Annotated in this window: 19 protein-coding genes and 1 pseudogene; 11 read left to right on the top strand and 9 right to left on the bottom strand. The window is 34.6% G+C overall.

Going from position 1 to position 26257, the window contains the following annotated elements; all coding sequences use genetic code 11:
- Positions 1-702 precede the first annotated feature (702 nt).
- Positions 703-1140: a Ros/MucR family transcriptional regulator gene (locus ACFINK_RS00525; protein ID WP_012754848.1), complete on the top strand. Its 438-nt coding sequence runs from the start codon at positions 703-705 to the stop codon at positions 1138-1140.
- A gap of 98 nt (positions 1141-1238) precedes the next feature.
- Here ACFINK_RS00525 and ACFINK_RS00520 read toward each other — a convergent pair whose 3' ends face one another.
- Positions 1239-1649 carry a SufE family protein gene (locus ACFINK_RS00520; RefSeq protein ID WP_375611146.1) on the bottom strand — a complete coding sequence of 137 codons (411 nt, stop codon included), beginning with the start codon at positions 1647-1649 and terminating at the stop codon, positions 1239-1241.
- A gap of 108 nt (positions 1650-1757) precedes the next feature.
- A pseudogene (locus ACFINK_RS00515) lies at positions 1758-2133 on the bottom strand (DUF5330 domain-containing protein).
- Positions 2134-3183: 1050 nt separating this feature from the next.
- Between ACFINK_RS00515 and ACFINK_RS00510 the strand changes: the two are divergent.
- A complete protein-coding gene (locus ACFINK_RS00510) occupies positions 3184-4017 on the top strand; it encodes a peptidoglycan-binding domain-containing protein (RefSeq protein ID WP_375613011.1) in 834 nt (277 codons plus the stop codon).
- Positions 4018-4114: 97 nt separating this feature from the next.
- On the opposite strand, the gene ACFINK_RS00505 is transcribed toward ACFINK_RS00510, so the two are convergent.
- From ACFINK_RS00505 to ACFINK_RS00490, 4 genes are all read right to left on the bottom strand, one after another.
- On the bottom strand, positions 4115-4285 hold the full coding sequence (locus ACFINK_RS00505; RefSeq protein WP_375628290.1) for a hypothetical protein: 171 nt from the start codon (positions 4283-4285) through the stop codon (positions 4115-4117).
- 1492 nt (positions 4286-5777) lie between these two features.
- Positions 5778-8444, bottom strand: a complete 2667-nt coding sequence (ppdK, locus tag ACFINK_RS00500) for a pyruvate, phosphate dikinase (protein ID WP_375613012.1) — start codon at positions 8442-8444, stop codon at positions 5778-5780.
- 174 nt (positions 8445-8618) lie between these two features.
- Positions 8619-9275 (bottom strand): DsbA family protein, encoded by a 657-nt coding sequence (locus tag ACFINK_RS00495; RefSeq protein ID WP_375611143.1) that lies wholly within the window; start codon positions 9273-9275, stop codon positions 8619-8621.
- An 82-nt stretch (positions 9276-9357) separates the two neighbouring features.
- Positions 9358-9858 carry a DUF721 domain-containing protein gene (locus ACFINK_RS00490; protein ID WP_375638055.1) on the bottom strand — a complete coding sequence of 167 codons (501 nt, stop codon included), beginning with the start codon at positions 9856-9858 and terminating at the stop codon, positions 9358-9360.
- A 203-nt stretch (positions 9859-10061) separates the two neighbouring features.
- On the opposite strand from ACFINK_RS00490, the gene mutY reads away from it, so the two are divergent.
- On the top strand, positions 10062-11120 hold the full coding sequence (gene mutY, locus ACFINK_RS00485) for an A/G-specific adenine glycosylase (protein ID WP_375620664.1): 1059 nt from the start codon (positions 10062-10064) through the stop codon (positions 11118-11120).
- 755 nt (positions 11121-11875) lie between these two features.
- Here mutY and ACFINK_RS00480 read toward each other — a convergent pair.
- A complete protein-coding gene (locus ACFINK_RS00480; protein ID WP_375613050.1) occupies positions 11876-12964 on the bottom strand; it encodes a site-specific DNA-methyltransferase in 1089 nt (362 codons plus the stop codon).
- Between the two features lie 369 nt (positions 12965-13333).
- Here ACFINK_RS00480 and ACFINK_RS00475 point away from each other — a divergent pair, with 369 nt between their 5' ends.
- The 7 genes from ACFINK_RS00475 (at position 13334) to ACFINK_RS00445 (ending at position 24181) form a co-directional block, all read left to right on the top strand.
- Entirely contained in the window at positions 13334-14029 is a 696-nt protein-coding gene (locus ACFINK_RS00475) for an HAD family hydrolase (RefSeq protein WP_375613014.1), read from the top strand.
- 1994 nt (positions 14030-16023) lie between these two features.
- Positions 16024-16380, top strand: a complete 357-nt coding sequence (locus tag ACFINK_RS00470; protein ID WP_375628294.1) for a hypothetical protein — start codon at positions 16024-16026, stop codon at positions 16378-16380.
- A 189-nt stretch (positions 16381-16569) separates the two neighbouring features.
- Complete coding sequence (locus tag ACFINK_RS00465) at positions 16570-16932, top strand: hypothetical protein (protein ID WP_375638054.1); 363 nt, start codon at positions 16570-16572, stop codon at positions 16930-16932.
- 209 nt (positions 16933-17141) lie between these two features.
- Positions 17142-17504, top strand: a complete 363-nt coding sequence (locus ACFINK_RS00460; protein ID WP_375613017.1) for a hypothetical protein — start codon at positions 17142-17144, stop codon at positions 17502-17504.
- A 637-nt stretch (positions 17505-18141) separates the two neighbouring features.
- Complete coding sequence (thrC, locus tag ACFINK_RS00455; RefSeq protein ID WP_375631597.1) at positions 18142-19539, top strand: threonine synthase; 1398 nt, start codon at positions 18142-18144, stop codon at positions 19537-19539.
- 83 nt (positions 19540-19622) lie between these two features.
- Entirely contained in the window at positions 19623-20897 is a 1275-nt protein-coding gene (locus ACFINK_RS00450) for a M16 family metallopeptidase (RefSeq protein ID WP_375611135.1), read from the top strand.
- A gap of 398 nt (positions 20898-21295) precedes the next feature.
- Positions 21296-24181, top strand: coding sequence for an EAL domain-containing protein (locus ACFINK_RS00445; RefSeq protein ID WP_375638053.1), 2886 nt, complete (start codon positions 21296-21298; stop codon positions 24179-24181).
- Between the two features lie 42 nt (positions 24182-24223).
- Here the strand turns inward: ACFINK_RS00445 and ACFINK_RS00440 are convergent, their stop codons facing one another.
- Positions 24224-24808, bottom strand: coding sequence for a YqgE/AlgH family protein (locus ACFINK_RS00440; protein ID WP_375613019.1), 585 nt, complete (start codon positions 24806-24808; stop codon positions 24224-24226).
- A 71-nt stretch (positions 24809-24879) separates the two neighbouring features.
- Between ACFINK_RS00440 and ACFINK_RS00435 the strand changes: the two genes are divergently transcribed.
- On the top strand, positions 24880-25758 hold the full coding sequence (locus ACFINK_RS00435; RefSeq protein WP_375638052.1) for a protein-disulfide reductase DsbD domain-containing protein: 879 nt from the start codon (positions 24880-24882) through the stop codon (positions 25756-25758).
- A 26-nt stretch (positions 25759-25784) separates the two neighbouring features.
- Here ACFINK_RS00435 and rnhA read toward each other — a convergent pair whose 3' ends face one another.
- Positions 25785-26252, bottom strand: coding sequence for a ribonuclease HI (gene rnhA / locus ACFINK_RS00430; RefSeq protein WP_375613021.1), 468 nt, complete (start codon positions 26250-26252; stop codon positions 25785-25787).
- Positions 26253-26257 lie beyond the last annotated feature (5 nt).

The raw sequence follows: 26257 nt of genomic DNA, 5'->3' as shown, positions 1-26257 counted from the left end.
ACAGCTATTGTTTTCTAGGGATATAACACCACTTTTATAATGAAAGTGACTGGTAAAACAATTAAACTTTTAGAAAAAGAATTGATTTTTTTTGAAACAGTATAATCGCATAATTTTACAGAAAGGAATAAATATATCTAAAATATTATTATTACTGTATAAAAAATAAAAATGTCCTATCTCCTTTTAATGAATAGTTTTATATTATAAATAATACTATTATGTCATATTTATAATATATCATGTTTTTTATTATTAAATTTTATAAATATAAATAATAAAAACAAATTTAAAACTTATTAAACATAAACTTACTAAACTATAAGTATTCAAAACAAAATATAATAATTTATATATTATATTTTTATAATTAGTAATTTTATTTTTACGTTCTCAAAAAAAATAAATAAATTTTATCATATATTTTTTTATATTTGTGATGTATTATATATTATGTATGATATGTTATAGGGTAAAAATATATTTTAGCATGTAATAATTTCGTTTTTCTTATTGTATATTATGACAAAAAATAGGTATTTATTTGATTTTTTTGTGTTTTGGCAATTTTATAGAATAATTGAATTGACAAAAAAGATTTTTGTACAATATGAAACTCATGTGCATGAGATCTTTATATCATGAGTATATGCACTATATCTCGATTTTGAATTACTCAATTTTAAATTAAAGGAAACAAGAATGGAACATCGTGCAGTCTTAGAGACTGAAAGCAATTTAGTTATTACATTGGTTGCTGATATTGTTGCTGCCTACGTGAGTAATAATTCTATTCGACCGACTGAAGTGCCAAGTTTAATTGCTGATGTCCATGCTGCTTTTCGTAAAGCAGGGAATCTAGAGTTAACAGAAGTCGAAGTTGAAAAACAAAGGCCTGCCGTTAATCCGAAGCGTTCAGTATTTCCTGATTATCTCATTTGCCTTGAAGATGGAAAGAAGTTTAAATCTCTAAAGCGTCATCTCATGACACATTATGGAATGTTGCCAGAGGAATATCGTGAAAAATGGCAGTTAGATAGTTCTTACCCTATGGTGGCGCCTAATTATGCAAAAACACGATCGGCTTTGGCCAAAGAAATGGGGCTTGGACGCAAAAGCAAACGGAAAAAAACTAAATAATCTTATTTTGCGAAAAAATGGTTTCGTGCATAAAGTTGATTTTAGTATACATGTTTTGTGTGAAGCTTTTGTATATATAGCAATTTCTACCAAGGGGATTACATATAGCTTTCGTTACGAATCCGTTTAATCATTGATTTCAAACCATTTGATCGTTGTGGTGTAAGATTTTCATTTAAACCAAGTTTTTCAAAGAGCTCTTGAGCATCAGAATTGCGAATTTCAGAAGCTTTTTTGCCTGAATAAAAAGCAAGAAGTATGTAAATGAGTCCACGCACAATATGAGCATCGGAATCACCTTGAAACGTCAATATTGGATCTTTTGAGTTATTACGTGAAGATAGAAGCCACACTTGGCTAACACAACCAGGAACTTTGTGAGCATCGTTTCGAGCGCTTTCTGGAAAAGGTGGCAATTCATAGCCAAGCTCGATGACATAACGATAACGATCTTCCCAATTATCCAAAAGCGAAAAGTTCTCTATAATATTACCGATTGTTTCCGCCATTATTTTAGTCCTGTTTCGTTTGAATAATCATTCTTGAATACACTTATAAAAAATAAATATTTATTCTTCCTAACATAAATAACACGAAGAACGTTAAAAATCCTTATTTCAAGATAACATTGCATGGTTTTGTAAGAACTCTTGTATTTCGATTTTGTAAGAAACATTAGGGGAAGTCTCTGATATCATTTTTGTTTCCTAATATGTTCCCTAAATATTCATAAGCAGCTCTTGCACCGTAATATGCGCGCTCACCAAGTGAACTTAAAAAGGATTTTCCTACTTTGCAGGTTTTTATATTACGGTCACAAAATGCGCCTAAGTCATTTAAGGCTTCCTTAAAAGCAACAATCACATCGCTCGTTGTTGTCTCATTATTTTGGGGGCTAGAAGAATGGTTACTGCTTGGATCTGCTACAAAAAATGAAATAATGACAAAAATAAAAAATAAAAAAAATGATAATTTGATTAAAAAACGTATCATGGACAATCAATGTACCGCAGTGGTAAATACAATAAAAGAAGCATTTTATACACTGTTGCTTTATAAACAATTTATAAAATGTGCTTTTTATAAAATTGAGTATTCATGTATTGGATCTATATCATTGGCTTTTTTATAAATATGGCACAATTCCGCTGTATAAAATGGGATACATTGTCTATTCAGTAAAAAATTAACATCAAAATTATACACTTACAAGCTGGTCATGTTAATGAACATACTATGATAAAAAATGAGAGAGATAATCGTGTTGTGTACATAATTATTTTAAATAATAGTCCACCATCTTAGCTTAGTTGAAAAAGCTAAAAAGAGTAAACTCTGTTATTCTGACTCTAGTGTCGATAAAATATTTATATTATCTATAAAATTTTTACTGGAATGTTATGAAAATAGTCAACCTGTCAATAAAAACATCAAAAAATAACTGCATCTCTTATGATTACATCTCAAGCCAGTTTTTTCTATAACATTGTAAACATCAATTTAATTAATACTTATGAAAATTATTTAATAGAAGGAATTTATACCAAAATATAATAATATTAAGAGATAATTATTATTACCAAACCGTTTATGGATAAGTAACCATCTATATGTAAATTATAAAGAATAGATAATGATTGTCATCTTTTTAGCGTTATAGGCAAATATTTTCAATTTTATTTTAAATAATAGGCAAACATATGCCCCAAAATGAAGAATAACGTGGCATTATTGTTTAGATAATTATATGTGATAATGCAGTTTGCAAATACCAAAATGATCTTGAATGCTAATCATTTGGTGCTCTCTTTATACACATTAAAGATTTGTATAAAATAAAATGAATAAACGTTGATAAGAACTCTTGTTGATTTATCAACTTATAAATTGATATAATGAAGCCGCTCATTTTAGGAGTTTGAAAGGAAAAATCAATAATGTCAATGCACTTCTCTCTGGCTGGAAGTAAAAACTGATTCATATTCGTTTCCTAATTTATATTTGTTTCTTTGTAAAAAATAAACGCAACTGAAAATAAAAGTAATGGCAACAAAACGAAAGACCTACCGAAAAAAAACTGTAAAACACCGTAAATACTATAGTAGTATTGTTATAACACTTCTTCTTATAATTTTTCATTTTATTTTTTGGAGTGCAAAAACTCTTTATTTCTATACACGAAAAAATACTTTATTTTTTGTTGGATCTTTTCTTTTTAGCATTAGTTTTTTATTTATTTCATTTAATGCTTTATTTTCGCAAATGACAACGCATCAAAATATTTTAACTCAAATGAAATTTTCCTCTGTTCAAAGTATAGGTAAGAGCTCTACTTTATCGGAAAAAGAAGAAAAATCACAAGAACTCTCTCGTGTAACTTCTGTACATTCTCAAAGTCATAAGCACACAAATTCACCTTTACCCTCTCAATCAGCAAGCATGCTGGAAAAGCAAAAAGAACTAGCAAAATTAGGACTTTATGATGGACCATTAGATGGACTGGAAGGACCTAAAACACGCCGAGCCATCACTTTATGGAAACAGCAAACTGCTCAGAGAATGCAAAAGAATGTTCTATCTAATCCCGCAGCAGATGAAATCGCGATATTAATTAAGCAAAGCGAAATAGAAACAAACAATACAAAAAATATGACACACTTAAAAGAAGCTATTTTAGAGCCTTCTGTTGAAGATATTATACAAGTGCAAAAAGCTTTACATATTTTTGGGAATGAGGAGGTTATTGTCACAGGAATAGAAGATCAAAAGACGATAGAAGCCTTAAAACAGTTTCAAAAAATATTTGATCTTCCTGTAACAGGTAAAATTAATCACACAATTTTAATGAAAATGCGTGAAATTGGTTTATTAAATTGAAGCTAATCATAATAATCTCTTAATTTATAATGATAATTCATCTTTCGTTTGTTTAATGCTCCCCTCAAACATTCCTTCATCTCAAGCCCTCTTATTTTCAATCAATCAGAATGGTTTTCTTACACATTACATATTGAGCCGTATAATTTTCTTCAAAAAAACCACAACCGATTGCAGAAAAAAGAATATTGCAAAATAGCAAACGCGCTTGTTCTAGCATTTTTATTGCCTCTGATGATAAAAGGACACGAAATTTTTGTAGTATCATGTAAACCTTTCATATTATCGAACCACGAATTGTCCATATATTATCGTCAATTTGATCTTTATAAATATGATGCAAAGAATTTGTGCAAACACCTGTAAGGATAAATAGACGTAAAGCTAATTGTGTTATGGTTGTTGTTTTGCAAAGTGTCTGATAAAAACCGGCACTTCTCTCTAATCTATTGCTGGAAAGTTATGTGTTTTATGACATTGTCTTCTTAAGAGAGCGTGTGCGTTTAGTATTGCCTATAAATCAACATCCAAACTTACCGCAGCAGTATGTTTGAAAAAAATGTTAAGACAGTTTAGTACTTCTCTCAGCTGTTATAGCTTTTATATGCCAAATGGAGGCAAGAATATTACGCATCTCTGTTTGTATAATCTCTTAAAACAGGAAAACAGCCTAATTTGGGAAAAATATGAAAAGTTAAGGTAAAAACCAGTTTTCATCTTTGTCATTTCCTTTTAATTCAGCTTTACGCCTTTCAAAGACATCTAAAGCAATATCTTTAAAATAACGGAAATTACCTATTGCCTCATGCTCTTACTTTATCACATGTCTTTTTGGTCTCACTCCCCCTCACCTAAAACAAAATGTCCCAAACGGAATATACTTGGATTGCCATTCACGGGCTTTCTTAAAAAACATCTCTAAAGCACCTAAAACCACTTCGCAACAACGCCCATGAATAATAATAGTAGTCCCACTGCACGCGCCGCGCATCATCTTTACGCTTTTTGTCAAGAAGCAAGCCGGCACCATTACACACTGTACCTACCTTCAATTTGTGACAGCTCTTGACACTTGAGACGTTTCATAAGAGGCATATCCTTGCTTTATTTTTTTATCTACAGACGCTCATCCCGCCTGTAACATACAAAAAACATGGTTTTGATTGATTCATTATAAAAGAAGTCGAAATAAGAAGATCTTATGATATTTACAGCTTTCATTCAATATGAGAAATAAAAAATTATCTTTATAAATCAATAGATTGTGTAACTTTGATATTCCTTTATAAATGTAAAGATGGGAGTGCATAATGGAGTTTATAAATTTTGGGAAGATTTTTATAAACTTACGGGGAGTTTTACATAATCCCCATTCCACGAATATCAATGTAAAATGGGGCATCCATTGAGAAATGTCTATCTCAAACAGCATGATGCGCAAAAAAAAATGCATTTGTTTGGAGCATTCTATTTTGCGTGAGGAGCTCATTCCCCTATAAAAAAGCAAACGCGTAAATTGACTGCACAATAACACGTTTCTCTCTATCAAGAGGTTCGCCAATAAAAAGTGCATTAATAATACATCTTTGTCTATCCTGTGCTTTATATTTTCTTTCATAAACCTCTAAAAAAAACACTTTCTCGCGTAACACAACTTATCGTGCATTTTAGAAGCATTTTTATTCCCTTTATTAAAGAAAATAAAAGAATATATAAAAATTTATTTCAGTAATAACGATACAACAAAAAATATTAACCCATTACATCCTTTTTGCTATTGCGGCCTGAGCTGCTGCTAAACGAGCAATTGGCACTCGAAAAGGAGAACACGAAACATAATCCAGGTTATTTTCTTCGCATAAAGCAATAGAGGCAGGATCGCCTCCATGTTCACCGCAAATTCCCAATTTTATTTTTGCACGCTTTGAGCGTCCACGCTGTGCAGCAATGGTAATAAGTTCCCCTACTCCATCACGGTCAATAGACACAAAAGGATCTTGCTCTAAAAGACCTTTTTGAAAATAGGTTGCCAAAAAAGGAGCTGCATCATCACGGGAAATCCCAAAAGTAGTTTGTGTCAAATCGTTTGTTCCAAATGAAAAAAATTCAGCAGTTTCAGCAATTTCGTCTGCTCGAAGCGCCGCTCTTGGAAGTTCAATCATCGTCCCAACCATATATTGAATAGTGCTTCCCTTTTCTTTCATCACTTCCTCAGCAACCTGATCAATACGCGCTTTCACAAAATCGAGTTCAGATTTTAGTGCAACCAGTGGCACCATAATTTCAAGCATAACAGGAGATCCAGATTTTTGGGCAGCTTCTGCTGCTGCTTCAAAAATCGCCCGCGCTTGCATTTCTGCAATTTCAGGATAAGTAATAGCTAAACGGCATCCTCGTAATCCAAGCATAGGATTAAATTCGTGCAACTGCTGAGTGCGTTCAGCAAGCACTTCAGCAGAAACACCCATAGCTGTTGCAACATCAAGAATTTCTGCTTTCGTTTTAGGCAAAAATTCATGTAACGGTGGATCTAGCAAGCGGATAGTAACAGGTAAACCACACATAATTTCAAATAATTCACTAAAATCTGAACGCTGCATTGGCAACAGCTTATCTAGTGCTTTACGACGACCACTTTCATCATGACTTAAAATCATTTCACGCATGGCAACGATACGTTCATCAGAAAAAAACATGTGCTCCGTACGGCAAAGACCTATACCTTCAGCCCCAAAAGAGCGCCCCATACGGGCATCAGATGGTGTATCAGCATTAGCGCGAACTCTTATACGTCGCATCCCATCAGCCCATTCCATTAATTTTGCAAAGTCTCCGCAAAGCTGAGGCTGCAACATTGCAACTTTCCCTTTGAAAATTTCTCCACTTCCACCATCAATTGTGATAACATCACCTTTTTTTAAGCTTTCTCCTGAGGCAAACAACGTATTTGTGTTATAATCAATCCGCACACTGCCAGCACCAGAAATACATGGTTTTCCCATCCCCCGCGCAACAACAGCAGCGTGACTTGTCATACCGCCACGCGTTGTTAAAATTCCTTCTGCAGCATGCATACCATGAATATCTTCTGGGCTTGTTTCTACACGGACCAAAATAACTTTGCGACCTTCCGCCGACACAGTTTCTGCCTCTTCTGAAGTAAAAACAATTTCACCAGTTGCGGCTCCAGGAGAAGCAGGTAAACCACGTCCTATAACAAAACGTTCTGCTTTAGGATCAAGTGTTGGATGCAAAAGTTGGTCCAGCGACTTTGCATCAATACGCATCACAGCCTCTTCACGGTTTATTAACCCCTCCTCAACCATTTCAATTGCCGTCTTGAGAGCCGCACGAGCCGTGCGTTTTCCTGAACGAGTCTGAAGCATCCATAATTTACCTTTTTCAATGGTAAATTCGAGATCTTGCATATCCCGATAATGCTGCTCAAGCTTCTGCGCAATCTGACATAATTTCAAAAAAGCCTCAGGCATAATTTTTTCTAACGACGGTCTATTTGAACCAGCAACAATACGCGCACTTTCTGTAATATTTTGAGGCGTTCGAATGCCCGCCACAACATCTTCCCCTTGCGCATTAACTAAAAATTCACCATAAAGTTCTTTTTTCCCTGTCGATGGATTGCGTGTAAAAGCAACACCTGTTGCCGAATCTTCTCCCATGTTACCAAAAACCATAGCTTGCACATTAACTGCCGTTCCCCAACTTTCAGGAATGCTATGTAAACGGCGATAAGTAACTGCACGTGCTGTCATCCAACTTGAAAAAACGGCTCCAATTGCCCCCCATAACTGTTGTTCAGGATCTTGTGGAAAAGGGGTTCCTAATTTTTCTTCAACATAGGCTTTATAAGAAATAATAACATTCTTCCAATCATCTGCTGTCATTTCTGTATCAATAGTGTAACCATTGCATGCTTTTACTTCATCAAGAATCTCTTCAAAATACGAATGGTCTAGCCCCAAAACAACGTTAGAATACATTTGGATAAAACGCCGATAACTATCATAAGCAAAACGTTCATTATTGGCTTGTAAAGCAATTGCTTTTACAGTTTTATCATTCATGCCAAGGTTCAGCACTGTATCCATCATCCCTGGCATAGAAGCCCTAGCCCCTGAACGAACAGACAGCAAAAGTGGTCTTTGTTCATTCCCAAATTCACGTCCTGTTTGTTCAGCAACGTATCTTAGTGCTTGCTTAACAGATTCCTGTAGCTCTTCTGGATATGATTTGTCATGGGCATAATAAAAATTACAAACTTCTGTTGTCAGCGTAAATCCGGGTGGTACGGGCAAACCAAGATTACTCATTTCTGCCAAATTAGCCCCTTTACCTCCGAGAAGGTTACGCTCACTTGCACTTCCTTCTGCCTTTCCATCTCCAAAACTATAAACCCATTTTTTCACTGTACAAATCCTCCCATATCAGCTTCAAAACATCATTCAACCCAGGCTCACTTAAAAGCAATGATTTGATTCAAAATTGGCTCAACGATATCGCTTCATAAATGCATAATATTAATCCTTCCAAAAGAGATAATGACCAAAAGTATCACTATCCATCTTCTGGAAGATTAAGATTCAGTTTTTTAGAAAACTATCAATCACCGAAAAAAATTCTTCTACTTTCATGGCACCTTCATATTTACTACCATTAATAAAGAAAGTAGGTGTTGCTGTGACACCAAGCTCTTTACCGCGTTCAAAAGATGCATTTACTTCATCTAAAATGGACTGATTTTTCAAACACGCAGTAAAACTTTCATCTGTAAAACCAGCCATTAAGCCAATTTTCTTCAATGGTGTTAGAGCATTTTTTCCGAAAGCCCATTCATTTTGTTTTTGAAATAAAACTTCTATCAAAGGAAAATAGCGATCTTCCGGTGCACACCGTGCCAACATAAAACCTGCTGTTGCCCGAGGATCAAAAGCATATTCTCGGAAAATAAGTTTTACTTTTCCTGTTTTGATATATTTTTTACGAATTTGGGGAAGTATATCATTATAAAAATGCGCACAATGGGTACATGTCAACGAAGCATACTCAACAATGACGACTGGTGCATCCGCCTCTCCCTCAAAGCGATCCTTTACTTTACCCGATTGGAGAAGCTCTGCCATATCAACAGTTGCCACTGATTTGGGATCACGCGCTAAAGCAACTGTTACACTGTTTTGTACAATCGTTATGAAGAGAAAAATTATCCCGAAAGATAAAAAAGAACGATATTTTACCATAAATAATACTTTTCTGTTGTTATTAACGAATAGGAATCCAATGCTTTCTCATATATTAAAGAAAAATATATAAAATATCTTTCTATTTATTATTTTTTTCCAAAAAAATGCAACAGCCAAGTTGATAAAGTGCTTGGTGCAAACTTTTATCTTCAATTCCTTCAAGCATTTTTTCCACGCATTTTTTGTCTTGTTCACTCAAAGGCGGTTTTAGAGGCAAGTGATTCATAAAAACCGACATACTCCTTTGCTCAATCTTGATGCGATCAATAGCAATATAGCCAAAAAATCCGTTAATTCTATGAAGTAATTCCTCTGTTTCATGCATCAATTTTAACGCAGCAAATCCTTCACATGCGACAACAAGTGTTGCTGGCTGAAAAACTTCATCTTGATCTGCACGACGTTTCCAAATAATTTTAAGCGGCATTGTATGTTCACTGATATCATAGCCCGCAATCTGTGGCCAATGTTCTATAAGCGCTACATTAAGCCCTGTCCGTTTGCGTAAAACTGGATCAAGTATTTTGTATACCGCCTCAGAAAGAGAATAAAAGATACGTTTTTTAAGTTGTTTTCTCATTTTTAGATCATTGTTCAACCGCTTACTAAATTAAAATCATTTGTTTCATCTAAAAATTGTTGCCTCCTCAATTTATGAAATATCAACAAAATAAAAAGCCTTTTCTCACCAGAGCCTTGACAATAAAAGAGCAAAAAACATGAATTACAAAATAAATAATTTTTTCTTTTGCATTTTATATCTCCCTATGCTTGAAAGCAATCATGTATGAAATTTCTTCGCACCTCCTTGCTTGGTACGATCAAAATCACAGACATCTTCCATGGCGGATTACCCCCGAAAAGCAAAAACAAGGTATCCGTCCTGATCCTTATCAAGTTTGGCTTTCTGAAATCATGCTTCAACAAACAACCGTTGAAACAGTTAAGCCTTATTTTAAAAAGTTTCTAAAACTATGGCCTGATCTTTCCTCTTTAGCAAAAGCCTCCCAAGATGATATCATGAAAGCATGGGCTGGACTTGGTTATTATTCACGCGCACGTAATCTTAAAAAATGTGCGCGACAGCTTGTTGAAAACTACGCGGGACAATTTCCACAATCTGTAAAAGAATTGCGAACTCTAGCCGGTATTGGAGATTATACTGCCGCAGCCATTGCTGCGATTGCTTTTAACCACCCTGTAGCAGTGGTTGATGGTAATGTCGAACGTGTGGTAGCGCGACTTTTTGCTATCACTTCAATATTGCAAAAAGCAAAAGTTGAAATTAAAGAAAAAACACAAAAAATTACTGCTTTAAATCGTCCTGGTGACTTTGCTCAAGCAATGATGGATTTGGGAGCAACAATTTGTACTCCACGCAAACCATCTTGTTATACCTGCCCTCTTCAATGTTTATGCAAAGCAGAAAAGATGCAACAACCGGAGTCTTTTCCAGTTAAAGCCCCTAAAAAAGAACGCCCTTCAAAAACAGGTATTGCTTTTGTGGTCCTTAATAAAAAGAAACAAATTTATTTGGAAAAACGACAGACGCAAAAGCTCCTTGGTGGAATGACCCAAATTCCTAACAATATTGGCATAAACAACGAAAATGGGCTACAAAACGCACCCTTTACTGCCAATTGGCAATTCAAAGGACAAATTACGCATGTTTTTACTCACTTTTCTCTAAAACTTGATGTTTACTATACCGAAGATGTTCATGAAATGAATTGTGAAAATGGTTGGTGGTGTAACATTCAACATCTTGCCGAAGAAGCATTACCTACTGTTATGAAAAAAGCCATTTCCGTAGCACTTCCCAATTCTTTTAGATTTAAATAACCTTCCCTATTCATAAAAATGTTTTCTAATGGAGACTTTTGTATCTCTAGCGATCATTTATTAATCTGTAAAAGAAAAATTTTAAAAAATGAAATAACCAATTTTTTCTACAGACAAAAATTAAGGAGCGATAGAAACGCTTAGAAGCTTTAGATTTAAATTTCAGGATCTATCCTTTTTTCGCTTATGAAGGAGTAAGTCGGCACCATCGTTATATTTACCAGCCCCCTCAACATCCCTTGGTACGTGAAACGGTTCATAAGAGGTACTTTTAGTTCTTTCGTTAACAATTTTTATTCACACGCCAACCCCGTTTATGACATGCAAGAAAGTAATTTTCATCGATTCAATATGGAACAAATTTGAAATAAGAAAACTTGACGATATTCCGAGGGCAATTCGATATGAGTTGCGCTAAATTATCTTTATAATCAATATATTATATGCACTTTACAGATGTACGTATTCAAAAAAGCACTTAATTTTGAACTTCTGAATGAACCTTTTAATTCTGATATTTCATTTTTATAAGCTTATATTGAAATTTTACTGTTTTGGAACTAAAATGAGAACATAGATTGAAAATTTCTCATTTTAATTTCTTCTAAAAGAAGCATAAAATACTCGCTTGTCGCTTACAAGCGAGATTTAGTGTGTCAATAAAAAACATCTAAGAAAGGCTAAAACACCCTCACGTCCATCTCAATCAAGATCAGGTATATTGGTGGTCAATAGAATGAAGCGATCAGCTTAGTTCATAAAACACCCGTTTTTAACATTTGTGAACGTATGATCATTCTTAAATGATCTATGGACTTCAACCGTCCATTTTCCTCATAATACCAAAAGGTCCAACCATTACAACTCTGCGAATCTTGAGCCTTTCTTCCCATTGCGTGAATTGAGCCCGCTTCACCACCATGCATAATCGTACCATCAGCTCTTACAATAGCAGATACTTGCTTCTTACGATCATACAGAACTTCTCCAGGATAGAGTAAACCTGCTTCAAGCAAACTGTTGAATGCTACGCGCGGTTCTGCTTTTTTTCTATCCAAAATCGCTAGTTCTGGTTGCGCTAAAGGTTGAACCGCCGCAATTCTCTCACATGCTGCATCGATGTAATCTTGCTCGCGTTCAATCCCAACAAAATCACGCCCTAAAAGCTTGGCAACAGCACCTGTTGTTCCCGAACCAAAAAACGGATCGAGAATAACATCACCAGGTTTACTAGAAGCCATAATAATACGCGCTAATAACGCTTGCGGTTTTTGTGTTGGATGTAATTTACGCCCCGAATCATCCTTTAAACGTTCAGCTCCAGTGCAGAGAGGGAAAAGCCAATCTGAACGCATTTGTAGATCTTCATTTGCCGCTTTTAAGGCATCATAATTAAATGTGTACTTTTTATCTTTTTGATCTCGCACGGCCCAAATAAGCGTCTCATGAGCATTTTGAAAACGGCGCCCTCGAAAATTAGGCATCGGATTATTCTTGCGCCAAATAATATCATTAAGCATCCAAAAACCTAAATCTTGTAATGCCGTCCCAACCCGAAAAATATTATGGTAAGATCCGATAACCCAAAGTGTTCCGTTGGGTTTTAATACACGACGACAAGCAAGCAACCATGCACGAGTAAAAGCATCATAAGCAGCAAAACTCTCAAACTGATCCCATGCATCATCAACCGCATCAACAAGCGAATGATCTGGACGGTATAAAGCTCCATCCAATTGCAAATTATAGGGTGGATCCGCAAAAATCATATCAACAGAATGTTTTGGAAGTTTTTCTAAAACGGAAACACAATCTCCTTTAAAAATTTTATTGCGCCATGGCATTTGTGAGGGAGTACGAAGGAAATCTTTTTGAAGCTGAATAACTGTCATGAAAAACCCAACAAAATTAACTGAATTTGCCCTATAATCAACCAAAATAGTTTATAGGCCCGCATTACCCATCTATATTTACAAAATAGCGTAAACGTATCGTTAAAGTTCTACAAAATTGATGATTGTTTTTGTTTTTTTAGTAAAAAAAAACTTTCATATGAATGAAACCTTAATTTTTTTTTCAATGTACTGTTCCCATATCTTTTATTTCGTAAAAGAATTAAGAATCATTTTCAAAGCGTATTTTTATGAAATAAGATCTTCTCAATATCGTTTTCATGAAAGTTGTCCATCTCGTAACATGTAAAGGAATATCTTATGCCTCAGATAGATCTTATTATTTTTGATTGTGACGGAGTTCTCGTCGACTCTGAATATCTTGCAGCAAAAATTGGATCTCAATTGCTCAAACAAACAGGATATGAAATATCACCCGAAGAATTGAGTGAGCGTTTTGCAGGGCTTATCTTTCGCGATATTCTTAAACACGTTGAACAGGAAACAGAAAAACCTATTTCTGCTCATCTCATAGATCAAATGACTAATATTTTTCGTACACAAATAAAAACTAAATTACGGGCTATTGATGATGTAAGAGAAGCTGTAGAAATTATCCAAACACGCTATCCCTACTGTATCTGCTCTAATGCAAAAAGCGTAGATATAAAAGAGATGCTCATCACGGTTGATCTCTATGACCTTTTTGAAGGTAAAATATTTTCAGCACCTGAAGTTGGAACAAAAAGAACGAAACCAGCCCCTGATGTTTTCCTTTTTGCCGCACAACAATTACAGGCAGAGCCCCAAAACACTATCGTTATAGAAGATTCACTTCATGGTGTACACGCAGCCATAGCAGCAGGCATGCGTGTCATCGGCTTTACGGGAGGATCACATAGCTATCTTGGCCACTCTAATGCACTTGCAGAAGCTGGTGCAGAAACAGTTATTGCAAAACATGCTCATTTAGGAGAAGTCTTAGAAGCAATGGCAGTATGGCGAGATCTATTATAAAAAATCTCTTGAATATATCAATTTGTAAACTCTTGTAAGAAGCATTTTTATTCAAATGTCCTGCTCTTCTCGCTGCTCCTTTTATAATAACTTCAATAAATGCGTAATTCACGACACGGGTGAATTGCATCTCAATGTGAAGGAAAAATATAGCACCTCATTGAAATCATAAGTCTGTTAACCATTGCACGTACTTAAAAAAAAGCCAAAAACAGGGGTGCCAACTCATGAAAATTAAACCCTGCTTATCTATCTCAACTCCGATATCCCACTCCCAACCTCAGCAGCTCATCCTGATAAATTATTATATTTGTCAAAAAAGGAATATTACGATGCCTTGCTCGATAAGATGTGAGAATTGCTAGCCTCTTTCATCTGATCAAAAAAATCACATACTATGGTAAAATTGTAAGGGATGTGCCTATTGATCATGGAAAAAATATTAAAATTCGCGGAATCTATGGAACACAAGACTTTATTGAAAATGACAAATGCGTCCTTGTTGAGTTACAAAGGCTTATATTTACTCAATCCAAATCTCATAAACTTGTTGAAGGCTTATTTACTTTGCTGCTTAAATAGTATTTTAACAGCATCAATTGGTACAACCTCCCTAAGATTACAAAAAACAAAAAGAATACACTCTTATGAAGATGTGCATTTTATAAAAAATATTTCATACCAAGTAATTTACAGACAATATATTGATTTATAATCATAATTTATCATGATTCAAATTAAGCAAAAAAACCGAATATTGTAAGATTCTCTCATTTCAAACCTAGATATGCTGAATTAAATAAATAAAGAAATAAAAATGCCTTTTAATGAATCATCTCAAAAGGCAAAAATTGTAGCAACATTAGGAGCGAGAAAAGTGTATGGCAATGCCATCTTTCTTCTTTATAAACGTCAAAAATTCTGATGCCCTAAGAATTTTATATTATGGGGGCTTTATCATCATATCTATCATTGCAAAATAGGCTTGAGTACCTTGAGAACGGTTTCTTTAAAAAAGCACATAAATATGAAACATATAATCATGTTAAACAAGCGACAGCGATACCAATAGTTGCTTAAAATTTTCCGAAAGCACTTAATAGCCTTTTTAAATAAGCAATGAAATCAGATCTTTTCAAAAGTAATCCACTTTCTAAAAATAAAAGCGGCTTTTCAGTTTGGAAAGAAGAAAGTGTTGAAAATATTATCTAATGCTGATCTTTCGGCACTCATAAATATGTCTAAATTATATTCTTCTATACACTGCCTTGCATCATAGTAATATGCTGTTCACATTGGCGATAAAAAGATAATATCATTTATCTCTATCCAATTCGAGCTCTACTTTACACTATGAGAAAATTGTACATTTTTTAGTATCTATAACATATTATTATCTATAAGATAAATGTATATATTTAATAGTAAAGTAAGAATTATTATTCTGATATCACGATGCAATTAAATAACCATTGAATAATAATTTAATAATATCTATAGAACACACATTCTACAATAATGACTATCTATAATAAATACTATAAATAATAAAATTTTAGCGTGTCCATTCATATTTTAATTGTTAATAATATTTTTATAACCACATCATAATTTTCATTTTTTCTATTATACTATCGATAATAAATAATTTTTTATATATTTAATATGTAAAAATTTTGATCAATTTTATTATCTATAAATGTATTTAAAAAATATATTAATGTCATTTTATAAAAATTATACGATAACCATATGTTATTTTATATATAACACATAATAAAATATTGTATAAAGTTTTTAAAAAATATAATTTGTAATTATTACTGTTACTTTTTTACAATAACGTTTATAAAAATTATAGTTATATTTTTATATGTATTTTTATTATTGACTAAAAATACATATTGAACTATATGTCTTGTATATAGTGTGATATACATAAACATTATGTATATTTCTTACATATATAACTTAAAAATATTTGAGGTAAAGTTATGGTAAAAATATTTAAAAATTATATTTTAAGCATTTTTATAGCGAGCACTTTTTTTATTTCACAAACTGTAAATGTTAATGCAAACTATTTGAAAAACGATAATCCAAAAGAGGAATTTTCTGTTTTCCCAATGGAACAAGTAAAATATGCGAAATCCGATGTAGTTTCTACGACTGCTTTCTATGCTCCGTCTGTAAATTATCAAACAGAACATGGAACAATAGGTGAAGGAAAATTTGAAAAGGTCGTTGAGCCTATGACTATAGGAATGGGGCTATTGTTTACTGGACATGTAATGAGCTTTATAGGATCGATAATAAGTTGGATAAAGGACATAGTATTGATGTTCAAATAATTCAACCTCGTCTAGAACTCTATAATAATAGCTTTATTATGTGGCTATAATTCATTGTAAATAATTACATAATGAAGCTCATTATGCTACAAAATATAAATGTTGTAGATTACATCCAAATATCCAAATTATAAATTAAGTATAAATTTACGCATATATATTGAATAGTATAAATATTTGAGGTAAATTATGGTTAAATTATTTAAAAATCATATATTAAGTATTTTCATTATTTCTGCCTTTTCTCTTTCTCAGGTTGTAAATGTGCATGCAAACTCTTTACAAAATAGTACTCATCGTGAGAATATTTTTGTTTCTGCAATAGAACAGAAAAGAAAGGATGCAGTCCATACCGTTTCTCTCTATAGACCTAGTCTAAATCGTGGAGTGGGTAATGAAGCTACTATTGAAGGAAAATTTGAAAAGGTTGTTGAACCTCTTACACTCGGGGCTTTTGGTATGGGGATGGCACTTGGATATGCATCAAGTACGATAGGCATGTTTTTAGGATGGATAATAAGTAAAATAATATTGTATTTTAAATCTCGTTAAAATTGAAATTTCATCAGAATAAGACCTTCTCATATGAAATATAAACTATGAACATATTCCGTGTTTATCCATTGTTGATGACAAAAACTAATGAATTATCACACTAAGAGTGAAAAAAGCTTTAAATGCTTCTGTTTCTCTCAATGTGCACTAATTCTGCCGATGCATCTATTCAATTCAGATTAAAATAAAAGTATTGGTGGTAAACTATGATTAAAGTATTGAAAACTTACGTATTAAATATTTTTATAGCAGTTGCTTTTCTGCTTTCACAAGTTATAAATGTTCATGCCAATCATTTGAAAAATGATACTCAATGGGAAACTGTCTCTTTAATAGAACAAGGAAAGAAAAAAGCTATCGATATAGCTGCTCTTTATGTCCCAAGTTTCACTCATAAAGCAAAAAGTGAATCTGCCTTTGAAGGAAAATTTGAGAAAGTGTTTGAACCAATTACGCTAGGAGTTTTTTCTACAGTAGGAGCTTTGGGTTTTGGATTCTTGACTGGATCTGTTATGGCCATATTTAGCGGGATAATCGGATGGGCAATAGGAAAAATTAAAGGCAAATAATTCAAAGATACTTAGTTATTTTTTTCTATTTAAAATGAAAATACTTTACAGCCTGCTTCCCATCATTTAGCAGGCTGTTGTATGTTTTCTATGGATAAACTTTAGGTTACCATACTGTATAGCACAAATATAATATCTATTATTATACAAAGTGATAAATTAAGCTAAAAAAGATTATTCAAAGTATAGATTTGCGCACGAAGTGCCATAAAATTACCTTATAAATCTTCCAATGTGAGTTCTGAGATGTATCATTTTAACATTCAGTTTAGCAGATTTAATTGTTACAAAGTATTAAGAGCATAAAATAACTATGAATGATTGAGTTTTATACAAAAGTTCTTCAATAAATACCATTCTATCTATTTAATTTTATTATTTAAGAAGGTGTACAAGTGAAGATACGTTGTAAAATTTAAGTGAATGAATAATAGAGAAAAAAATTTTGACTGTAACAGATTTTCTGTGAACATTTGGCGTTTATATCTCAAAAATAAAAATGCTTAAGGCTATTTCCTTTCATTATTGAATTAAAAAGAAGAAAAGAAGCTCTATCCATTTAATAATTTAAATATTATGAAAAACGTGAAATAAATAACTTCATCAATTTGCCAGAAATAAAAAAAGGATAAGACTTATGGAATATATCAGCACGAGAGGTGAAGCTCCTGCTTTAAGCTTTACGGAAACAATCATGACAGGGTTGGCAAGTGATGGGGGACTTTATTTGCCAGATAAATTTCCTCAGCTATCATTTGATGCGTTACGAGCACTTCGTGGTCAGTCCTATACAACAATTGCTAAAACTATTCTGTGGCCCTTTGTGAATAACGAAATCGAATATACAGCTTTTGAAAATATGATCGCTGAATCTTATGCAACCTTTCACCATCCAGCAATCTGTCCGTTACGACAAACTGGAGCAGATGAATTTATCCTTGAACTCTTTCATGGTCCTACTTTAGCTTTTAAAGATGTAGCAATGCAGTTTCTTTCTCGACTGATGGATTATGTTTTGACTGAAAAAAATAGATGTGCAACGATTATTGCTGCAACATCAGGTGATACAGGAGGAGCTGCAATACAGGCTTTTGCTGGAAAAGAACACTCAGATATTTTTATTTTATTTCCTAAAGGACGTGTATCGCCTGTTCAACAACGGCAAATGACAACCAATCATTGTTCCAATGTTCATGCCATTGCCATTGAAGGAAATTTTGATGATTGCCAAGCTCTTGTCAAAGCAATGTTTAATGACCACAATTTTCGTAAAAAAAGAGCACTTTCAGGTGTTAATTCTATAAATTGGGCGCGTATCATGGCGCAAATTGTTTACTATTTTTCATCTGCACTTTCTTTAGGAGCACCTGATAGAGCTGTTTCATTTACTGTTCCTACTGGAAATTTTGGTGATATTTTTGCAGGTTATGTCGCAGCCCGTATGGGATTACCCATTGCTCAACTGGTCATCGCAACGAATGATAACGACATCCTTGTACGTACATTGACCAGTGGTACTTACAAAACACAACCAATAGTCCATACAACATCACCTTCTATGGATATTCAGGTCTCTTCTAATTTTGAACGTTTGCTCTTTGAAAGTGGCAATCGTGATCCAATGTGGATTCGCAATGCAATGGAAAACTTGAAAAAAACGGGTCTCTTTACTCTTGATGAAAAGCAACTCAAAAATATTCGTTCCCTATTTTCCGCTGGAAAAAGCAACATGGCTGCAACAGCTCAAACAATTGATAGTGTCTATAAGGAAAGTGGCTATCTTGTTGATCCACATACAGCGGTCGCTCTTCAAGTAGCGCGTGAAAACAAAAAACCGCATATTCCAATGATCGTTCTTGCCACGGCTCATCCAGCTAAATTTCCTGATACTATTAAAAGTGCTTGTGGCCTTCATGCTCCATGGCCATCTCATCTCAATGATGTAATGAAACACGAAGAACATTTTATAAATCTTGCTAATGATGAAAAAATAGTAAAAGATTATATTTCTTTAAAATCGCGTGCATCTTATTAAAGTTAGCTGCATTAATTTAAATCAAGAATATTCTGATACCCTTACAATGAGGTATTTAGCTTATTTAATGGAGTTGTAAATACATGGATGTAGATATATGTCGCCTTAGTAATGGTTTGACTATCGCCACACATACAATGCAACAAATTGATAGTGTTGCCCTCGGAATATGGGTTAAAGTGGGCTCACGCAATGAAACCTCCACACAGCATGGTATTGCTCATCTTCTTGAGCATATGGCTTTTAAAGGAACCGAAAACCGTACTGCTTTTCAAATTGCAACCGATATTGAAGATGTTGGCGGTGAAATCAATGCTACAACCAGTATTGAAACAACAGCTTACTTTGCACGTGTTCTTAAAAGCGATATCCCACTTGCTATAGATATTTTAGCCGATATTTTAATGCATTCAAAATTTGACGACGATGAACTAGAACGAGAAAAACAAGTAATCTTTCAGGAAATTGGTGCTGCCCATGACACTCCTGATGACATTGTTTTTGATCACTTTACAGAAACAGCCTTTCGTCATCAATCCCTTGGACGCTCTATTTTAGGAACAGCTAAAACTATTCAATCATTTACATCTACTGATCTCCATGATTTCATCAATAAACAATATAGTGCAGATCGTATGATTGTCGTTGCTGCAGGAGCTGTAAAGCACGAAAGTTTCTTGCGAGAAGTTGAAAGTCGTCTTGGTACTTTTCGCTCCCATTCAACCGCACCTCTTACTAATCTTGCAAATTATGTCGGTGGCGACTTTCGTGAATATCGCGATTTAATGGATACACAAGTTGTTCTAGGGTTTGAAGGACGTGCTTATCACGCGCGTGATTTTTATGCAGCCCAAATTCTTTCTATCATTCTTGGTGGTGGTATGTCTTCACGTCTTTTTCAAGAGGTAAGAGAGAAACGTGGATTATGCTATTCTATTTATGCTTTTCATTGGGGATTTTCAGATACTGGGCTTTTTGGTGTTCACGCAGCTACCGGACAAGAAGGGCTCAAAGAACTTATTCCTGTGATTCTTGATGAACTTTCCAAGGTCAGCAAAAATATTCACGCCAACGAACTGCAACGAGCACAAACGCAATATCGTGCAAATCTGACAATGTCACAGGAAAATCCCTCTAGTCAAGCACATCTCATTGCTCGCCAAATACTCCTTTATGGTCGACCAATTCCAATATCGGAAACAATTGAACGCCTCAATCTCATCACTCCTAAAAGATTAACTGATTTAGCACATCGTCTTTTTACAAACTCCACTCCAACACTAACTGCTGTCGGACCTGTAGGACCCCTCATAAATTTTGATGATTTAACGTCAACTCTTTCATACAAGCTAAAGTAAAAACTTCTTTTCAAAGCAGCATCACAATAACATCACATATTTTATCATAAAATTTACCACAAAAGCTCTCCTCATTAAATAAGTTTTGGAAATATTGGGCAAATAGGCGTACAAAACTACCCAATTCATACTTCATGTGATAAAGATTCTAATAAGTGAAGGTATATCCGTGAAATCTGGAAATTCATGGTTTAACTTTGCCCTTTTAAAATATAAAACTTCATTCGCTTCAGGTTCCATTGAAGCAAATGGGTGTGTGGTCTATTTGTATATAAAATCACATAACTTAAGAAAAAGTGATAACAATTTATTATGTAAATAAATTATAAAAGGTGGACGTTTTTTCTCAAAAGTCGAAATGAAAATTAAACATCCTAAAATATTGAGAGTGGGACATTGTGAAGAGTTTGCGTAAAATAATTGACATCATTTTCATTGTAGTCGTTAGTTCTTTTGTCCATCTTACATCAGCACAAGCAATTGAACCAGTTAAAATTTCTTCTCAAGATGCTGCTCTTGATCTCTCAAAAGCAATTGAAATTCACCATACAAACAACTCTATTTTTCAAACAAGTACAGCACCAGGACCAGATGGTATTGTATGGCGTATTGAAGTGCAGGCAAAAAATGAAAAATTTTCCGGAAATTGGGCAGTTTTTTCTCTTGCAAATCCAACAGATGAACAAGTTGATCGTCTCATCGTTGCCCCCCATTACCGCATGGCACGTTCTGGATTTTTTTGGCCAGACCTTGGATCATCAAGGATTCAATCCATAACGCCAAGCGAAGGTTTTTCCCTCGATCGTCAACTTAGTGCAAACTCTGATATCTTTCGTATTACCCTTAACCCTGGTGCTGTTATTACATTTGTGGCCGAACTTAACTCTGCAAATCTACCGCAAATCTATTTATGGCAACCTGAAGCTTATAAAGATGCAATTAATTCTTATACGCTTTATCATGGTATTCTTCTTGGGATATCAGGTCTCTTAGCGCTTTTGTTAGCTGTTCTCTTCGTCGTCCGTGGAACAGGGCTGTTTCCTGCAACAGCGGCAGTTGCTTGGGCAGTGCTTTTTTATATTGGTATTGACTTCAACTTTTTAAATAAATTCTTTGCAGTTACACTCACAACCCAACCAATCTGGCGTGCTGGTACAGAAGTAGCACTTACTGCTACACTCTTCATTTTTCTTTTTACCTATCTCAGCCTTAACCGCTGGCATTATCATTTTAGTTACGGTGCTATCGCTTGGACCATTGCGTTTTGCAGTCTAGGAGCCTTTGCTATTTATGATCCCATCAGAGCAGCTGGAATTGCGCGTTTGTCTTTTGGCCTTACCGCTGTGCTTGGTATAATATTAATCATCTATTTCTCAATCAGAAGCTATGACCGCGCCATTATGCTTATTCCAACATGGTTGCTCATTAGCTTTTGGTGTGTTGGAGCCTATGCCTGCATAGCTGGACATTTAAACAATGATATTATCCAGCCAGCATTAGCGGGAGGATTAGTGCTCATTGTTCTTCTCATAAGCTTTACTGTCCTGCAACAAACTTTTTCTAATGACGCTTTCCATGAAGGAATATTTTCCGACCTTGAACAACAAGTACTCGCAGCAAAGGGAGCTGGAAATATTATTTGGGATTGGAATATTGAGCGTGATCGTATTGTTGTACATCCAAACATGGCAACCCTTTTTGGTACTGAAATTCATAACCTCAATGGACCTATGCGCAACTGGATTTCAGCCTTGCACCATGATGATCGTGAACGCTTTCAAGCCGTATTGGATATCATTCTTAAAAATAAAAAAGGGCGCATTGATCAAATTTTTCGGCTTTCTTCCGGTGGTGGTTATTATCATTGGTTTTCTCTTCGTGCACGTCCGGCTATGCAAAAAGATGGAAAAATCACACGTGTCATTGGAACCATTGTCAATATTACTAACCATAAAAAATCCGAAGAACGCTTATTGCATGATGCAATCCACGACAGCTTAACTGGACTTCCTAACCAACAAATTTTCTTTGATAGACTACAAAATTATACCTCTTTAGCGAAAGCAAATATCAAAATTAGACCAACTGTCTTTATGATTGATTTTGACAATTTTCGCCAAATTAATCGCAAATTAGGCATAGCAGTTGGGGATACTGTACTGCTTATAATCGCACGTCGTTTAAATCGTCTCATTAACTTTCAAGACACCTTATCGCGTCTTTCAGCAGACCGCTTTGCAATTATTTTACTCAGTGAAACCGAACCACAAAAAATTGCAGCATTTGCAGATCATTTGCACAAAACAATTTCAGCACCTATTTCACTTTCAGAAAATAAAATAATCCTTTCAACCTCTATCGGATTGGTTACATGGAGTGAAAGCCGGTCGACGGCTAAAGATATTTTTAATGATAGTGAGTTAGCGATGATTCGCGCAAAACAAATGGGTGGGAACCATATTGAACCTTTTCGTCCTAATTTTCGCACTTTGGGTCTCGAACATAATACTCTGGAGAAAGATGTCCATTATGCCATAAAACGTAATGAGATGAAAATCCTCTACCATCCTATTCTTAATTTATCAGACGGACATATTATTGGTTTTGAAACAATTGTAGAATGGCATCATCCCACTTATGGAAATTTAAATGTCTCTGATTTCATAAAAATCGTAGAAAATGAACAAATTGTTATGGATTTGTCACAATTTATCATCGATAATGCCATTATTGATCTTATAAATGTACAAGAAAAGTTTTCCCAACAATCTTTCTTTATTTCAATTAATTTACCAAGCGCAGAAATGATTCATCCTCGTTTTATCAGTCAATTGCGTGCCGCTTTGCTTCGCCATCCGCTCCACAAAGGGCGTCTGATGATTGAAATATCTGAATTTGTCTTAAGAAATAATCCTGAACAATCAGCGCACTTTCTTGAACAAATTAAAACACTTGGAATGAATCTCGCACTCGATAATTTTGGAACAGGTTATTCGTCTCTGACCTATCTCGTACGTTATCCATTTGATATGGTTAAACTTGATCGTTCACTTATCTCAATCGACTCTCTTAAGAAGAAAATTGTTCTAAAGTCTATCATTAATATGGCAACAGATCTTAATTTGCAAATTATCGCAGAAGGTGTTGAAAATGAAAAAGAAGCAATCTTCCTCCGTCAAGAAGGCTGTAAATATGTTCAAAGTACACTTGTGACGAAACCGATTGCCATAGAAGAATTAATTACGCTCGTTCAGAGCCATTTCCCTTATAAAATAAAAACATAAGGGATAAAATAACGTGTAAAGTTAAAAAGCTTAGAAAAAACTCTACGCGTGTCCCATTTCAGAAGCAAGATAAGTTGGATCGATACCCATGCGTGTTAAACTTTTATCATACTTGCAGCTTAAATCGCTTTCAAAAAGAAAACTAGGTGATGTAGAACTGATTAGCCAACCATTTGTAGAAATTTCTGCCTCAAGTTGCCCCGCTTTCCATCCAGCATAGCCTAATGCGACCAGTGCATGTTGCGGACCTTGTTCGCAACTGATCGCTTTTAATATATCAATTGTCGCAGTAAAACAGATCTTATCCGCAATAAAAACAGTTTCTTCACAAGCATAATCATCTGAATGAAGGACAAAACCACGCGAAGGATCAACAGGACCACCATAGCGAACTGGAAACTGTTTTATTGGTTCAGAAAGACTTTTTTTTTGGCCACTGTCTATGATTCCTAAGTGAAGCAAAAGCTCTGGAAAATCAATGTGATGCAATTGATTGAGAATGATGCCCATCGCACCGGCATCAGAATGCGCACAAATATAAATAACAGAACGAATAAAGCGTTTGTCATTCATCCCAGGCATTGCTATGAGTAATTGTCCACCTAAAAAGCCATTACACCGCTTCATTAATCTGTTATTCTCCATAATTGACATGATAAAAATTTGTTCATTTAGCACACTAGGAAAATAAAACTCCAATGAAAAAAAGTTATATATTTACAAATTTACAAAATATCGCAACTTTCTTTTATAAAAAGCTTTTAGTTACTTTAAGCTTAACATTCATAGTTTTAGAATTACTTAACATTCCTGTAAATGCTCAAACAGAACAAAAACTCCAGCTTTTCGCAACATCTTGGTATGAATCAGAGGGTGGTCGTATCCGATTAGCGATCACTGAACCTTCTCTTTCTGGAATAAGAGAAGGCATTATTGAAATTGAGCTTAAACCAGGATGGAAAACTTACTGGCGTAATCCAGGTAATTCTGGCATGGCACCATTTTTTAATTTCAACCAACAGATTTCTTATGAAATCTTTTATCCTACTCCACAGCTTTTTGAAACAGAAAATGATTGGTCATTAGGTTATAAAGATAAAGTAATATTGCCCTTCAATCTTTCTGGTTCAAGCAAAAATTTAAGTGGTGCTTTCACTCTTGGATTATGTCACAAAATCTGTCTTCCATTTACTGTTAACTTTGATTTTTCGCCATCTGCTCTTAAAAATAAACAGCTTCCTGCTTCCTTCTTAAAAAAGGCGCAAAATTCTTTGCCCCGCATGACGCAGAATGCACTAAAAATAAGTGCTGAAAAAAATAATAGTACCCTTCTTATAAAAATACAAAATAACAACAAAACCACTCCTTCCTCTCTCTTTTTAGATGGAGGAGAAATGCAAATTGGAGCAGCAAGAAAAGTCAGTGATAACGCAGAATATACACTCTTCAGTGCTCCACTCTATTTCACACCAGAAGAAATAAACCAAAAAATTTTTTATACAGTTGCTTTTAAAGATCACGCCTTAAGTGGAACATTCATATTCCATACGCAGCCAACCCCTCTTGCGTCTCCGTGATAAAAGAAAAAGCTCTCAAAAAGCAATTATGCTGGAAAACGTCCATTTTCACGATATTGAGTAATTGCTTTGCGAGCAAGGGCATCTGCGCGTTCATTTTCTGGATGTCCCGCATGCCCTTTTACCCAGTGCCATCTAACTGTATGACAAGAACTAGCATCCTCAAGAGCTTGCCATAGCTCCATATTTTTAACAGGATTTTTTGATGCAGTGCGCCAATTATTCTTTTTCCAATCTTCAATCCACTTAGATATACCGTTACGTACATAAACTGAGTCTGTATAAAGATCGACCAAACAGGGCTCTTTAAGCGCCTTTAATGCACAAATTGCCGCCATGAGTTCCATTTGATTGTTTGTCGTATGGATCTTACCGCCATAAAGCTCCCGTTCATGACCATTCCAGCGTAAAATTGCTCCCCATCCTCCAACTCCAGGATTCCCTGAGCAAGCACCATCTGTATAAATTTCAACGACTTTTTGTTGAGTTGCCATAAAAT

Origin of the sequence: Bartonella sp. AA16NXGY (assembly GCF_042197325.1) — a bacterium.
In the GTDB taxonomy this organism is placed as follows: domain Bacteria; phylum Pseudomonadota; class Alphaproteobacteria; order Rhizobiales; family Rhizobiaceae; genus Bartonella.
The sequence above is the reverse complement of the archived record's forward strand: the minus strand, read 5'-3'. Positions and strand labels throughout refer to the sequence as shown.

Bases quoted from the DNA above. Each gene is read 5' to 3' on its own strand.
- ACFINK_RS00525 (WP_012754848.1), top strand. From the start codon at position 703: ATGGAACATCGTGCAGTCTTAGAGACTGAAAGCAATTTAGTTATTACA.
- ACFINK_RS00520 (WP_375611146.1), bottom strand. From the start codon at position 1,649: ATGGCGGAAACAATCGGTAATATTATAGAGAACTTTTCGCTTTTGGAT.
- ACFINK_RS00510 (WP_375613011.1), top strand. From the start codon at position 3,184: ATGGCAACAAAACGAAAGACCTACCGAAAAAAAACTGTAAAACACCGT.
- ACFINK_RS00505 (WP_375628290.1), bottom strand. From the start codon at position 4,285: ATGATACTACAAAAATTTCGTGTCCTTTTATCATCAGAGGCAATAAAA.
- ACFINK_RS00495 (WP_375611143.1), bottom strand. From the start codon at position 9,275: ATGGTAAAATATCGTTCTTTTTTATCTTTCGGGATAATTTTTCTCTTC.
- ACFINK_RS00490 (WP_375638055.1), bottom strand. From the start codon at position 9,858: ATGAGAAAACAACTTAAAAAACGTATCTTTTATTCTCTTTCTGAGGCG.
- mutY (WP_375620664.1), top strand. From the start codon at position 10,062: ATGTATGAAATTTCTTCGCACCTCCTTGCTTGGTACGATCAAAATCAC.
- ACFINK_RS00480 (WP_375613050.1), bottom strand. From the start codon at position 12,964: ATGCCATGGCGCAATAAAATTTTTAAAGGAGATTGTGTTTCCGTTTTA.
- ACFINK_RS00475 (WP_375613014.1), top strand. From the start codon at position 13,334: ATGCCTCAGATAGATCTTATTATTTTTGATTGTGACGGAGTTCTCGTC.
- ACFINK_RS00470 (WP_375628294.1), top strand. From the start codon at position 16,024: ATGGTAAAAATATTTAAAAATTATATTTTAAGCATTTTTATAGCGAGC.
- ACFINK_RS00465 (WP_375638054.1), top strand. From the start codon at position 16,570: ATGGTTAAATTATTTAAAAATCATATATTAAGTATTTTCATTATTTCT.
- ACFINK_RS00460 (WP_375613017.1), top strand. From the start codon at position 17,142: ATGATTAAAGTATTGAAAACTTACGTATTAAATATTTTTATAGCAGTT.
- thrC (WP_375631597.1), top strand. From the start codon at position 18,142: ATGGAATATATCAGCACGAGAGGTGAAGCTCCTGCTTTAAGCTTTACG.
- ACFINK_RS00450 (WP_375611135.1), top strand. From the start codon at position 19,623: ATGGATGTAGATATATGTCGCCTTAGTAATGGTTTGACTATCGCCACA.
- ACFINK_RS00440 (WP_375613019.1), bottom strand. From the start codon at position 24,808: ATGAAGCGGTGTAATGGCTTTTTAGGTGGACAATTACTCATAGCAATG.
- ACFINK_RS00435 (WP_375638052.1), top strand. From the start codon at position 24,880: ATGAAAAAAAGTTATATATTTACAAATTTACAAAATATCGCAACTTTC.
- rnhA (WP_375613021.1), bottom strand. From the start codon at position 26,252: ATGGCAACTCAACAAAAAGTCGTTGAAATTTATACAGATGGTGCTTGC.